Annotated in this window: 9 protein-coding genes; 6 read left to right on the top strand and 3 right to left on the bottom strand. The window is 39.9% G+C overall.

Annotated features, from left to right (window positions below; translation table 11 throughout):
* Positions 1–82 precede the first annotated feature (82 nt).
* The 6 genes from F580_RS0120580 to F580_RS25730 all read left to right on the top strand — a co-directional run bounded on the left by F580_RS0120580 (position 83) and on the right by F580_RS25730 (position 8333).
* Positions 83–1162 (top strand): Fic family protein, encoded by a 1080-nt coding sequence (locus F580_RS0120580; RefSeq protein WP_019029651.1) that lies wholly within the window; start codon positions 83–85, stop codon positions 1160–1162.
* A 52-nt stretch (positions 1163–1214) separates the two neighbouring features.
* On the top strand, positions 1215–2753 hold the full coding sequence (locus F580_RS0120575; protein WP_019029650.1) for a class I SAM-dependent DNA methyltransferase: 1539 nt from the start codon (positions 1215–1217) through the stop codon (positions 2751–2753).
* Complete coding sequence (locus F580_RS0120570) at positions 2750–4456, top strand: restriction endonuclease subunit S (protein ID WP_019029649.1); 1707 nt, start codon at positions 2750–2752, stop codon at positions 4454–4456. The genes F580_RS0120575 and F580_RS0120570 overlap by 4 nt, the downstream gene beginning before the upstream one ends.
* Entirely contained in the window at positions 4453–6027 is a 1575-nt protein-coding gene (locus F580_RS0120565) for an AAA family ATPase (protein ID WP_019029648.1), read from the top strand. The genes F580_RS0120570 and F580_RS0120565 overlap by 4 nt, the downstream gene beginning before the upstream one ends.
* Positions 6024–6887: a hypothetical protein gene (locus F580_RS25735; protein WP_019029647.1), complete on the top strand. Its 864-nt coding sequence runs from the start codon at positions 6024–6026 to the stop codon at positions 6885–6887. Before F580_RS0120565 ends, F580_RS25735 begins: the two co-directional genes overlap by 4 nt.
* Positions 6888–7559: 672 nt before the next feature.
* Positions 7560–8333 carry a helix-turn-helix domain-containing protein gene (locus F580_RS25730; RefSeq protein WP_019029646.1) on the top strand — a complete coding sequence of 258 codons (774 nt, stop codon included), beginning with the start codon at positions 7560–7562 and terminating at the stop codon, positions 8331–8333.
* Between the two features lie 241 nt (positions 8334–8574).
* Here F580_RS25730 and F580_RS0120550 read toward each other — a convergent pair whose 3' ends face one another.
* The 3 genes from F580_RS0120550 to F580_RS0120540 all read right to left on the bottom strand — a co-directional run bounded on the left by F580_RS0120550 (position 8575) and on the right by F580_RS0120540 (position 14098).
* Positions 8575–10146 (bottom strand): glycoside hydrolase family 10-like protein, encoded by a 1572-nt coding sequence (locus F580_RS0120550; RefSeq protein ID WP_019029645.1) that lies wholly within the window; start codon positions 10144–10146, stop codon positions 8575–8577.
* A gap of 246 nt (positions 10147–10392) precedes the next feature.
* Positions 10393–11241, bottom strand: coding sequence for a hypothetical protein (locus F580_RS0120545; protein ID WP_157443198.1), 849 nt, complete (start codon positions 11239–11241; stop codon positions 10393–10395).
* 73 nt (positions 11242–11314) lie between these two features.
* The gene (locus tag F580_RS0120540; RefSeq protein ID WP_019029643.1) at positions 11315–14098 is read right to left on the bottom strand and encodes a hypothetical protein; all 2784 of its coding nucleotides are present in this window, start codon (positions 14096–14098) and stop codon (positions 11315–11317) included.
* Positions 14099–14152 lie beyond the last annotated feature (54 nt).

Here is a 14152-nt window from a genome sequence, read left to right as displayed (position 1 = left end):
TAAAAAAACCATTTTTATATACACATTTAGTTAATATGTATAAACTATCGATAATTCTATACCTATACTCAAAGAGACACTAATGAGCCATAACCTTACTGAGTTACCGTTGCCCAATATTGAAGAATGGGAAACCCGCGCAGTATTAAAACAAACAGCGCTAGCTCATCGCTATTTAGCGGAATTAAAAGGGGTTTCGGCAACCATCCCTAATGAAGCGATCTTAATCAACACCTTAACGCTGCAAGAAGCTAAGCACAGTTCTGAAATTGAAAATATCATTACCACTCACGATGAATTATTCAAAGCTGAACTATTCACTGAAGCTGCATTAAACCCTGCCACCAAAGAAGTACAAGACTATGCTATTGCTTTGCGTACCGGTTTTTCTTTAGTGCGTGACAGCAAACTTATTCGCTTAGCTGACATCTTAGAGATTCAACAAACGTTAGAAAATAACAAAGCTGGCTTTCGAAGGTTACCAGGCACTGAACTCAAGAACGCGCAAACGGGCGAAGTGGTTTACACCCCACCGCAACACCCACAAGATATTGTTCAGTTAATGGATAATCTTGTTCAATACATTAATGATGATCAGCTTTGTGATGCTGACCCTCTAGTTAAAATGGCTATTATTCACCATCAATTCGAAAGTATTCATCCTTTTTACGATGGTAATGGTCGCACCGGTCGCATCATCAATATGCTGTATTTAGTAGGGCAAGACTTACTTGATCTACCCGTACTTTATTTAAGTGGTTATTTAATTCAAACCAAGACTGATTATTACCAAAAATTACAAGCGGTGCGCGACAACGGCGAGTGGGAACCATGGCTGTTATACATGTTAGAGGGCATAGTAAAAACCGCCCAAGCTACCATTAAACTGATTAAAAACATTAAACAATTAATGCAAAAATTTAAACAACAGATACGCGAGCAATTGCCAAAAATTTATCGTCAAGAGCTACTTAACAATCTATTTAATCATCCTTACACCAAAATAGAATTTATGGTTAACGACCTCGATGTTAGTCGACTAACCGCAACTAAATACTTAGAGCAACTGGTTGAAATCGGCCTACTCACAAAAGAAAAAGTAGGACGCAGCAATTATTACATCAACCAGTCGTTATTATCATTGCTGATGGCTCGCCAATAACAAAATGCAACAACAGCAAACAAATTAATTTATACATATTTTAGGAATAAAAATGAACAACAACGATATCGTACAAAAACTGTGGAACCTTTGTGATGTATTACGAGACGACGGCATTAACTACAGCGATTATGTTACCGAGTTAGTATTATTACTGTTTTTAAAGATGGTGCATGAAAAAACCGAAGCAGGATTATTCAATAAACATCCACTACCTGAAGGATGTCGCTGGAGCGACATAGAAAAAAAGTCAGGTTTGAATCTGCTAGATGATTACAAACAAATTCTATATAAACTATCGACCGGTAAAGATGCTGAAGGTAACCCTGTTCATAACGATAAGTTAATTCTTGCCATTTATTCCGATGCACAAACTCGCTTACGTGAGCCGCGTCATCTTGAGCAGCTAATAAAATCATTGGATAAAATCGACTGGTTTAGTCTGGATAAAGATGGTTTAGGCGATTTGTACGAAGGTTTGTTAGAAAAAAACGCCAACGAAACAAAATCGGGTGCCGGACAATACTTCACTCCACGCGCCTTAATTGATTCTATGGTGCGTTGTATTAAACCAACCCCAGGTGAGGTTATTCAAGATCCCGCCGCTGGCACCGCAGGTTTTTTAATCGCCGCTGATCGTCATATGAAAGGCTTAACTGATAGTTATATAGATCTAGAAACTAAAAAAGCTGTTTTCCAGAAAAACAAAGCATTTATCGGTGTCGAGTTAGTACCATCAACCCGTCGCTTAGCACTGATGAACTGCTTATTGCATGGCATGGAAGGCGACGACGAAGGAGTAGTGCATTTGGGTAACTCGTTAGGGCAAGTCGGCGCTAGCTTACCAGAAGCCGACATTATCTTAGCTAACCCTCCTTTTGGCACCTCTAAAGGCGGCGATGCTTCCATAACAAGGGACGATTTAACCTTTCCCACCAGTAATAAACAACTGGCATTTCTCCAGCATATTTACCGCAATTTAAAACCCGGTGGCCGTGCCGCCGTAGTGTTGCCAGACAATGTATTATTTGAAACTGGCGTCGGTAAAGACGTGCGTAGCGATTTAATGGCTAAATGTAATCTGCATACCATATTACGTCTGCCAACGGGGATTTTCTATGCCGCTGGCGTTAAAACCAATGTACTTTTTTTCACCAAAGGTAGCGTCAAAGACAAGTTACAAGAAGAAAACTGTACCGAAAATACTTGGATTTATGACTTACGGTCCAATATGCCAAGTTTTGGTAAGCGTACTCCGTTTGGTCAAAGTCATCTAAAGCCATTTGAACTTGTATATGGCGATGATGCTCATGGTCAAAGCCCTCGCCAAGTAGGTGAATGGAGCTTTACTGAAGAGGGTAAGGTGAAGGATGAAACCTTCAGCCGCTGGCAGTGTTTTAGTCGTGATTTCATTCGTGACAGTAAAGATGATTCGCTCGATATCAGTTGGATTAAAGATAAAAACAGTATTGATGCCGCTGATTTAGGCACACCGGAAGAATTAGCAGGTGAAGCCCTGACGGAGCTGAAAGGCGCGATTGGTGATTTAGAGCAGTTGTTGGCTTCGTTGGGACTTGAGGTGAAGGTATGAGTCAAGAATTACCAATAGGTTGGTCCATGACTCAAATGCAAAGTATCGCCGTTTGGGGATCTGGCGGAACTCCGTCGAGAAAGAACTCTTCTTATTTTGGCGGTAAAATCCCGTGGATAAAGACAGGTGATTTAGGTAATCGACTTGTTACTACTGCGAGCGAGTTTATCACCGACGATGCAGTTAAACATTCTAGTGCTAAATGGTTTAGTAAAGGCTCCGTTATAATGGCGATGTACGGTGCCACTATTGGGCGAACATCAATTTTGGGTCTTGATGCAACAACTAACCAAGCATGTGCAGTAGGTAATCCAATTGAAAACATAACATCAACAGAGTTTCTTTATTATTTGTTATGTAGTGAAAGAGACAATTTCATCGGAAAAGGGAAAGGAGGAGCGCAACCAAATATTTCCCAAGCCTTAATAAAAGCGCATGAAATATTACTCCCTCCACTAGCCGAACAAAAAGAAATTGTTGCTCAGTTGGATAAACTATTGGCGCAGGTTGAAAGCACTAAAGCCCGCCTCGATGCCATTCCCACAATTCTAAAAAACTTCCGCCAATCCGTGCTCGCAGACGCCGTGAGTGGTAAATTGACAGAGGAGTGGCGTGATCAGAATGATGCCTTGGCTGCACAGCCTATAAGTGAAATTAAAGAACTTTGGAACTCGAGATATGAAGCTTTAGGTAAACGGTATAAAACACCTAAAGTTACACCGGTTCAAAATGCGAATAATGAAATCCCTAAAAGCTGGTGCTGGTCACAAATAGGATTGGTATTTGATGTTTATGTTGGTGCTACACCGAGCAGAAAGCAAGACAGTTATTGGAAGGGCGATATTAGTTGGGTGAGCAGTTCTGAAGTTGCTTTTTGTCGCGTAACTTCAACAAAGGAAACAATAACTAAAGAAGGGCTTAAGAACGCTTCAACCAATGTTCATCCTGTAGGAACAGTAATGCTTGCAATGATTGGGCAGGGTAAGACACGCGGTCAACCTGCAATACTTGATATCGAAGCATGTCACAACCAAAATACGGCGGCAATTCGTATACTTGATACGCATTGTATTTCAGAATACCTATATTATTTTTTGTATGAGCGTTACGAGGAAACAAGAAGGGTTGGTGCAGGTAACAATCAACAAGCGATGAATAAAACAGTCGTTCAGTCGTTAGCATTTCCTTTACCTCCTTTCGAAGAACAAAAAGAAATAGTCCGCCGGGTCAACGATCTATTCGCTTATGCTGATAAAGTTGAAGCCCAAGTTAACGCCGCACAAGAGCGAGTTAATAACCTCACTCAATCACTATTAGCCAAAGCCTTTAACGGCGAACTCACGGCTAAATGGCGCGGACAAAATCCTGATTTAATCACTGGCGAAAATTCCGCAGCAGCCTTGTTGGAAAAAATTAAAGCAGAGCGTGCAGTACTTGCCGTTAAAAATAAAACAACTAAAAATAAAAAAGTAGTAAAAAAAGTTGTTGCTAAAAAAATAGTAAAACTTGCAAAGGAGCTAAGTAATCCTGTCGAGCGGGTATTGGCTACAGAGGGGGCACTCAGTCCACAACAAATCTTTGACAAATTGGCCAATGACTTATCTTTGACCGATGTTTTTGCCGAAATAGCAAAATTGTTAGCTGACAATAAAATAGCAGAAACCACCAAGGATGGCGTGAAAGCCGTAACATTAACGTTATGAGATTAATCTACTTAAAAATCATATCAGAGTTTAAAAATCTTCACGGCATTGAGTTAAAGTTGAATGCTGAGGAAAACCGTACGGTCATTATTGGCCAAAATGGTACGGGTAAGTCTAATATTATCGAAGCTCTGGTACATATTTTTAAGCAGTTGGATTCTGGCGAACCACCAGTATTTAGTTATGAAATAAAGTATAAAATAGGTGATGGCGAGGTGGAAACTTTGCTACATATAATTACCGATAAAGACAATGCACCCTACTATGACATTAAATTCCAGAAGTATAGCTCGGGTGTACCTCGAACTGAGTGGCTAGCTCTTAATATAGCTAAAGTTAAACGTGACCAAGATGGTTTATCTCCCTACCTGCCGCGAAATGTATTTGCTTATTATTCCGGTCCAAGTGATAGATTAGAATCATTGTTTTATCAAAAACGCCGAGAATTCTATTTAGAAGTGATAAAAGAAGACTCAAATATTCGAGATAATATTCGACCATTCTTTTATGCTAAACCTTTTCATAGCCAATTTTCGCTACTAGCCTTTTTTATTGCTCGAGGCTTTCCTCAAGCAGAAAAATTTCTTCAGCGAGAGCTATCAATAGAAAGCTTTCAATCTGCTACCTTTGTATTAACTCAACCAACAGGTTGGGGCAATAGCGATGCAAATGATTTTTGGGGAGCTAAAGGTGCAATACGCGACTTTCTAGAGCTGATTCAAGATCACTGTATTGGCCCTATTGAAACTGAAGAACCCATATTAAGTGATTTATCTCGTCGTCAGAAGACAAAAAAAGTATTGAGCTTCTACTTGCCTAATAAAACAAAGTTAGACCAACTAGCCCGCAATATGAGGCCTGAAGATCTTTTTAAAATATTAGAAGCAACTTATCTTTCAGGCGTGTTAGAGCGTGTTGAAATTAAAGTTAAACAAACTAAATCTGAGCAAGAAGTTGCATTCTCTGAGCTTAGTGAGGGTGAGCAACAACTGTTAACTATTTTTGGTTTATTACAATTTACCGCTAAGCGAGATGCGTTGTTTTTACTTGATGAACCCGATACTCATTTAAACCCAAATTGGGCTGCTAAATACCATGATTTTTTAGCCATATTTATTCCTGAAGGTTTTAAAAGCCACATCATCATGACCACTCATCATCCATTGTCTATTGCCGAGTTAAAAAAAGAACAAATTCAGGTGGTAAAGCGTAGCCTTACCACACAAAAAATATCAGTAAAGAGTCCAGATAAAAGCCCCCGAGGAATGAACGTCAATGGCATTTTAACAAGTGACATGTTTGGTATGTTAACGACGTTAGACAACGATACTCAAAGTCTCATTAGGGAGCGACGAGAATTAGTTGTCACCAACGAAGATCCCGAGCGGCTTGAACAGCTTAATACAGAACTTGAGTTACTAGGATATGGTTATATTCATCCTGATGAAGACTATCGCCAATTTTTAATTGCACGAAGCAAATACCTTGAATATGGCAAAGAGGTAGCATCGGTTGAAGCCCGTAAGAAAATGATTAAAAATATACTTGCTGATATGAAGGTCTCAGGATGAGGCATATCAATAAGGAAAGGTTCAATGACTGTAAACCAGCAGACTGGAATACAGATGCTCTTGCTTGGTCTTTAAGGGTTGAGCGTTCAGTCACTCCTAAAGATGTTATTAGGAGTATTGGTAACAAGTGGAGTTTACTCAAGCCTGGTTTTATCCGTGAATATGGGGATAAGTGTTGGTATAGCGAATCACCACGGATAGGCACAGATTTTGATGTCGACCATTATTGGCCCAAAGGTCGAGTAAAAAATCTAGATGGTGAGATTGTAGCTAATATTAATGGTCCACATACAGGGTATTGGTGGAAGGCATATGATGTAAGCAATTACCGCTATTCTTGTATTTTCTCTAATCGAAGTCGTGGCGGAGGAGGAAAAGTAGATTACTTTCCTATTAGTAATGAAAATAATCGAGCATGGACTAAAGATTGTGAATCTGATTACAATTTTAGGGTGATTTTAGATCCTTGCGATATTGAAGATGTGATGCTTTTATCTTTTGAAATAGAGCCAGGTAGGGTACATCCAAGTGTTACAGAAGAAGAAGATCAGGTAGGGTTTTTCAGAGTAACAAATAGTAAAATGCTATTAAACTTGGATCATGAAACTATCGTTCCGCACCGTTACGAAATAATAAAAACAACAAAAGCGACATTAAGATATTTGAAACTAACATTTCAAATGAGTGATAGCGATCTTGATGAGGAAGATAGAGCGGGAATAGTTACAGCTAAAGATAAGTTAAGGAATTTATGTAATAGAAAATCTCCTTTTTCAGCCGCAGCAATGCAATATGTATTACCCTTTAGCAATGCTGATTATTTAGCCGATATTGTTGACGAGCTTGATTTAGATTATTAGGGAAGGTATTCATACACATGGTCATTACACCGGAAGCCCCTAATTTTCTAGGTAGCCTAGATAAGTGCCAATCAAATCCTGCTAGATCACTGGAAAATTAGATAATAAAGATGTGTTTCTCTCTCCTAAAAACCTACTGAATAAGCCGTGGCCGCTTTGTAGTATGAAACGTCCATACTTCCTGAGTCATTTGTGATTTAAAGATTCAGACAGTTCAATTCCGTCATCAACTTCGATACCAAGATAGTAAATTACATGCTCATCAATTTCTATCGCTAAAACCCAATCTGTTTCTGGTAAATTTACATAAATAAATTTAATTAATTCTACCTCCTAACAAATAAACGACCACCTATAAATCACCATTTATATTTCATTGTGCCCTTGCTGACAAGTATTATTTTTAGCAAATAAAATAACTACATGCACATAACTAACGTAACTACAGCCACGTACTAACAAAACATACCAAAAACATAAACCACTGATTCAAAGAAGAATAACTAGGGTTTAATTGTAAAATCACTGCTGGTGATTATATGAAAAAAGTCATACCCTCTCCTAAATTAAGGGATGAAGCCCTTACTCATAAACTAGAAATAATGACTTAATCAGTTCTTTTAAGGCTTATTCTAATAATTAACTGTAAGCATCAAACGTTAGGTGATATCAATGACAATACCCAGAAAAAAATATACTACTAAATCAAAATTGAGAGCAGCAAAATTAGTGGTTGATGACGGATTTACACAGAAAGATGCGGCAAAAAAAACGGGATGCGCCATCAGTACCCTTAAAAAATGGATTAAACGACTAAAAGAAGAACGGCAAGAAATAAAACCCAATGCTACTCCGATGAAGACTGAACATAATAAATTAAACTATATTACGAAAGTAGTTATGAAAAATTATCGCTTTACCCTGAGGTTATCAGGTATAAATATACACACCCCAAACTTAGAAGACTGGCTATTTAAGGCTGGGTGCGGTGATGGCGTATTATCGAGTTTCCTAAGACAAGTAGACATAACATTTATACGCGAATCTCCATCACTTGAATCTGCGGTGTTAGCTGCAATAAATAGCATTGAAAGTAGCTCTTTAAATATAAAAGTAATATCTATACGTAATGTTGATTCTATTCATTTATCTGATATAGCTCCCCTATCAGAAATGGTGCACTATTTTGCAAGCGGAGCAAGGAGAAGAAACCGCTTTCCTATGTCTGTAGAGGAAGTACAAAAAATGCACCAACTATCGCAATTAGGTGAAGGGCTGTGTTCATTTGATGAACCAGAAAAAACAGAAATAGAGCTAGCAGTTACCGAAGCATTACATGCTTCGATGGTAATAATCACCAAAGCACTTAATGAAGCGTTAAAAATAAAAAACTCAAAACCACGAGTAAAAAACTTACTAAACAAGTTATGCGATAGTACTGTTTGAGTTATGTGATAGTACGCTTTAGATATTTAAACCCTATTCATAAGTCTCACCCTCTCCAAGTGGTTACTGGATAGGTTACTAATTAATAAGAATCAAATAACTAAGCACAAAGAAGCTTTAGACGGCTTAAGGCTAGCGCGCGAGTTAGCGATTTGGTTCCATCGTTTTTCTGCCGATCTTAAGCAGGTGTTTAAGCCCGGCCCATTTTCAACCATGGCATAGTTGAGGATCTTAGTCTCTGCTATTGAAGAGCCGCTTGAATATCTCTTGCACCAAGCACCCTGTTTACTCGCTTACTTTCATTACCGTTTCTATCTACCGCAATCACGGCGATTTCGACCAAAGCAACACCAGCGTTAAAAGCGGGAAGTTCTAATGAACGCCGATTTTCAGGTAAAATTTTATACTGCCAAACATCATCATATTTATAATAAACCAGCCAATTAAATACATCTTCGGTATCTAAAGGGAACCAATTTAAGGCAACAAAGTCTTTGGTTGGCCTGATAACAACTTTTGGCATTTCAGGTGGTTCCAAATCTAGCCAAGGGGATGCTGGGATCAAAGCTTTATGCTGGAAGGCACCTAAACGTAATGCATCATTGAAATCTAAATTTTTTTGTAAGGCGTCAATGCTCCAAAAAACCATCCCTGGCTTATCCATTAGCATACCTCTGCCTATCATGATTTGATTAATAATCTCATCAATACCAGCGCTGTCCGAAGTCTGGTAGGTGCTCATCCCTGGCCATAAATGACGATTTTTAGTGTTTTCTTGTTGCCACCAATTAAGTAATAATGGATAGCTTTGTGAGTATTGGTTAATTTTCCAGTAAAGTTGAGGTGTAAAATAATCTAACCAGCCTTCATTCAACCACAATTTAGCATCTGCGTAGAGCTGATCATATTGATCTAACCCACGAATTGTTTCAGGCTGATTGGGTCGCCAAATACCAAATGGACTAATGCCTAATTTAACGTGACGCTTCTCTTTTTTTATTGAACCATACAAACGTTTTACAAAGTCATTCACTGCATCTCGCCGCCAGTCATCACGAGTGAGTTCACCACCCTTTTCAGTATATTCAAGGTAACGTTTTGCGTCTGGAAATTGCTCACCTTGGTTATAGGATGGGTAGGGATAAAAATAATCATCTAAATGAATACCATCTATATCATAATTACGCACTATGTCCATAACGACGGCTAAAGAATGTTCTATCGTTTTAGGATGCGTTGGATCCATCCAGTAATAACCATTTTTTAGTGGCACGATTAAATCCGGTTTAGTGTTTACTATTGATAGTTCGCTCAGCTCACCGCCGGCAATATGATGGGCCCGATAAGGGTTAATCCAGGCATGTAACTCTATGCCTCTTTGATGGGCTTGTTCAAGCCAAAACTGTAACGGATCATAAAATGGCTCGGGCGCTTTCCCCTGGACCCCAGTTAAATAGTATGACCAGGGCTCTAAATGACTCTGGTACAAGGCATCCGCTTGAGGACGCACCTGAAAAATCACCGCATTTAAATTATTTTTTTCAACTAAGTCTAAAAGTAAAATTACCTGACGTTTTTGTTCAGCAACATCTAAACCAGGCTCACTTGGCCAGTTTATATTTGCAACCGTTGCAACCCAAACGGCGCGAAATTCACGCTGAACATGTTCTCGGTGAATTGTTTTGTATAGAGGGTTCGGCTTTTTGCTGATTGAACTGCAACCGGCAAGTGATAATATCCAGATAAATAAAAATAATATTTTCGGCAAAGCAGAGAAAGATTTAAATTCCCTTAATTTAAGATATAAATTCATAAATGGCATCTGTTTAGAGGTGATCTTTATTTGGTAAGTTCTTGTATTAAAATATTAATACCCAGCAACGAACCAGATAATCAACACTTTACTGATTTTATATATAAAAAGTGACTATAAGGTAAACCTTACCGTCACTTTCGCCAACATAATTTTCTACAAAAACGCTGGGGATACACAACAATGCTGCCTGAAACAAGCCAAGAACCACGAGCAAGGCTTTTGACTTAATAGCATATTCCTTACTTAGCCCTTGGTTACGCGCATTTGGGCTTCAACAATCGCAGATCTGAGATAGCGGGCCTTGGCACTATTTGACGGTAAAGTCTTGGATACTTCTTGGTAATGAGCTAGGTTATCGGCATTAATGAAGGTTTTTATTTGCCTGGCCAGTTCTTTTGATACATTAAAAGGCCCATGTTTCAGAATATCAGTAAACATGGTATCCATTTCATTATTTAATTGCGGATAACGGCCTAATTCTTTCATCCCTTGTGTCATGATTTTAGGATCATAGCCATTAGCCAGGGCATCAATTAATATTAAGGCATTTTCTTCATTAGGGGGCTGCATAGCCATAAATTCAATTACGGCTTCCTGTACATAACCATTGCCATTGGGTATAAATTTCCGGGTAATTTTGGCAGCTTCAGTATCGTTAACCCCATTACTTTTGTATAAATCAGCTAACTTATTTATGCCTTGTGAAATTTTCTGGCCTAATAAATGGGCGCTTGCTCTTGGATCTGAATCATCTTGTGGGCATGAATAGGTTTCGCGACAATTAAGTAATGACAATAATTCAACTTCGACCTGTTCAAGTTCAAGTTCAAGTTCAGTGTTATCAGTTTCCAGATCTGGCTGCCCACTAACTAAATTTTGGGGCTGATCGGGGTCTTTAATTACGGAAAAAGGGTTTATACCTTGTTTTTTATTACTCACAGAAGAGGTTAAAACTTTGTCTTGCACTTCCTCAACCTGATTGAGAGTTTGCTCAGCATCTAGCTCTTTTGGGCCTAATTCCGATGCAACCTGGAAATAACCATAGGTTAAAACACTAACCACACCGGCAGCTATGACTAATTTATTTTTCATACTCATTATCTCTGTTCGTGTATTAATTCCAACGTTAAAACAAAACGGCACATAAAGTGCCGTTTTGGTAACATTATTTTAAATTTTTATATCTACGCTGAACACGTGATCTGAATGGTAATAATAAACCAAACAGGATCAATGCCCAGATACTACCACCTTCGGCCAAAGGACGTACTTCAACCTCATCATTACCGGCATTAGGAACCGTCACAACCGGAGCCTCTACCGGAGTTGGTACAGTAAAAGATGCCCATTCGCTTAAGGTAATCTCTGGTGAAATTAAACCACCATAAATGAAACCTAATACATTTTGATAATCGACCTTGTAGTATACCCGGCCAGACTCACCAATAATAATGGTTTCTTCTACCATTACCTCTTTCCCTTGAGGGATAACGGCTTGCGCTTTCCCGCTTACATGAGTGTCATCACGTAGTACAACGCCATCCACCTGGTTGATCACTATGGTATCACCTGCCTGTGGTACAAGAATATTGTCTTGCGCCAGCATCTCATGATCAACCTCAACCAGCGTATATTCTTCTAAGCTACCTCCATAGATATAACCAATTTTATCTTCGACAAATATCTTGTAATAACTCTCAAAAATAAATTGGTCTTGTACCACAACATCTAATATCTGGTAAACACCGTCTGCTTGAGTTTGTATGACCCTGCTTGCCGTAACAAAATCTGCATGAGTCGCGGCTATCACGGCTTCAACTGTGTCGTATAATGTAAGGCTTCCGATTGTTTGTATTACATCGCCTACTTTAAATGCTGAAGGTACCAGAGCTAAACATTCATGACGGTCATGAAGCATTATGGTACGCCCTTCGACATTTTCGGCTTCAACGGCAACTGGCATAATGTCTGTTTCACGGTTAAGCATCGCATTTAAACAAACGGCATCTGTCCACTGTGCAACGCAATGGAAGGTGCCCGCTTCATGGATACAAGTTTCCCCAGTAGGTAAGGTAAGGTATAGATTTTCCCAAATTTCGGAAAGCGTAGGGCCTTCTTCTTTAGCGATACCACCAAACCATTCAAAGTTATCGGCTTCAAGTACCCAACCGATGTTAGGTGTTTCGTCAACATCTAAGTAACGTAAGATTTCAACCTTGATCCAGCCGCTGTCGCGCTCAAGCAGCATGACTCTGTCTGCAGGATTCCATGCATTAGAGTAACTACGGATATACTGGGCCATACCGCTGCCATCTATGGCATCTTTTAATTCTAAAATAGTTGCTGCAAAGTCTTGTTTTAAAGCACCTACTGCCTTGGCATCGATCCATTCGATAGCACCGGCATCAAATACCCAACCTATTAATGGCTGTTCGGTGGCATCGTTATACTTCATTAACTCAACATTAACCCAGTCACCATCGCGCTCTAGAAGTAACATACGAGCAGCTTGCTCCCACGCATTATCTGGACCACGGATATATTCAAGACGGGTACCGTCGATTTCATCAAGCAACGAAAATACACTACCGCTTGCAAACTGGCCCACCTGTTGATCTAATACCTGTTCGGTACTTATCCAGTCAAAATTTCCCGAATCCAGTACCCAGCCAACATTTGCCGTTTCGTCTACATCTAAATAACGTAATATTTCGATTTTAACCCAGTCACCACTGCGCTCAAGCAAGACAACGCGGTCGGCAGGGTTCCATGCATTGGTGGCACTGCGAACATACTGGCCCAAGGCGGCACCGTCTATTTCATCACGTAACTCTAAGATGGTTGCAGGAAAATCGCTTGCTAATGTCCCTAGGGCAGGAAATTCGGTCCAGGTGACGGTACCAGCATCTAGCATCCAACCAACAAGTGGTGTTTCCGTGGCATCGTTGTATTTCATTAATTCAACTTTAACCCAGTCACCATCACGCTCAAGTTCCAGGAATCGAGTTGCCTGCTCCCAGGCATTTTCCGGCCCACGAACATATTCTAAACGAGTACCGTCTATTTCATCCAATAATGCAAATACACTACCCGAGGTAAACTGACCAATATTGATTTTAGATAATGGCGCAGGTGCTTCACTTACCGAACATGATGCGCCTTCATCCATATAACAAGTGGCATCTATGGTAGCAACCGCATTTTTATCGTCAACAAAATCTTCCCACTGTTTACCGCTGTAATGGGCAATATAGTTGGTATCTTGGGTGATAGGCGAATCCTGCCAACGACACCAGTCACTCGGGCCGCCGTTATACGCAGAGTAAGCAGAGCGGGCACGAGCTTCCCAGTCACTTACATCCGTTACACAGCTTTGTGCCGCGCTATATTTCCAACCATTATGGAAAATATCCAGGGCATAAGAAATATTATCGAATATCTCAACGCCCTTGCCTTCTTCTATCGCGGTAAAGTGCCATCGATCATCTATCTGCATCATGCCGTGGCCGTGACCTAAGTCACCACGTATCATCTTGATCTTGCCGTCCAGGGCATCCCGGTATTGGCTCCACCTGGTTTCTATGCTGGCGGTTGCCATTACCGCATGGACCCAGGCTGCCTTTTCTGTAATAGAAGCATCCGGTTGACGGGTATCAAAGTAATGCTCGGCTGCATCTCGGATCACCGGATACATCGCAGACATATAGCGGTCACGTTCCGATGCTTCATCTTCATTTGCATCAAAGGTGATATCAGCAAAGTCTGCTTTTATTTTCGCGGAATCACCGAAAGACGCGGCATCACACCAGGAAGGAACGGTACCATAGTCCCAGTTAGTGCCGGTTACTTTATTCTCACAATTATAATAATCTTCTGTATTTTCAACAGCTAAGGCAAAACCTGCCTGTAACACTAGCAAAACTGCTAGCGATTTATGTAAATTTTTCATATTGTTCCCAAAATAAAAATATGCGTTAACCGGTATTTAACTTTATAACGCCAT

It is taken from the genome of Colwellia piezophila ATCC BAA-637 (assembly GCF_000378625.1).
In the GTDB taxonomy this organism is placed as follows: domain Bacteria; phylum Pseudomonadota; class Gammaproteobacteria; order Enterobacterales; family Alteromonadaceae; genus Colwellia; species Colwellia piezophila.
The sequence above is the reverse complement of the archived record's forward strand: the minus strand, read 5'-3'. Positions and strand labels throughout refer to the sequence as shown.

Bases quoted from the DNA above. Each gene is read 5' to 3' on its own strand.
- F580_RS25735 (WP_019029647.1), top strand. From the start codon at position 6,024: ATGAGGCATATCAATAAGGAAAGGTTCAATGACTGTAAACCAGCAGAC.
- F580_RS0120570 (WP_019029649.1), top strand. From the start codon at position 2,750: ATGAGTCAAGAATTACCAATAGGTTGGTCCATGACTCAAATGCAAAGT.
- F580_RS0120565 (WP_019029648.1), top strand. From the start codon at position 4,453: ATGAGATTAATCTACTTAAAAATCATATCAGAGTTTAAAAATCTTCAC.
- F580_RS0120580 (WP_019029651.1), top strand. From the start codon at position 83: ATGAGCCATAACCTTACTGAGTTACCGTTGCCCAATATTGAAGAATGG.
- F580_RS0120575 (WP_019029650.1), top strand. From the start codon at position 1,215: ATGAACAACAACGATATCGTACAAAAACTGTGGAACCTTTGTGATGTA.
- F580_RS0120545 (WP_157443198.1), bottom strand. From the start codon at position 11,241: ATGAAAAATAAATTAGTCATAGCTGCCGGTGTGGTTAGTGTTTTAACC.
- F580_RS0120550 (WP_019029645.1), bottom strand. From the start codon at position 10,146: ATGAATTTATATCTTAAATTAAGGGAATTTAAATCTTTCTCTGCTTTG.
- F580_RS0120540 (WP_019029643.1), bottom strand. From the start codon at position 14,098: ATGAAAAATTTACATAAATCGCTAGCAGTTTTGCTAGTGTTACAGGCA.
- F580_RS25730 (WP_019029646.1), top strand. From the start codon at position 7,560: ATGACAATACCCAGAAAAAAATATACTACTAAATCAAAATTGAGAGCA.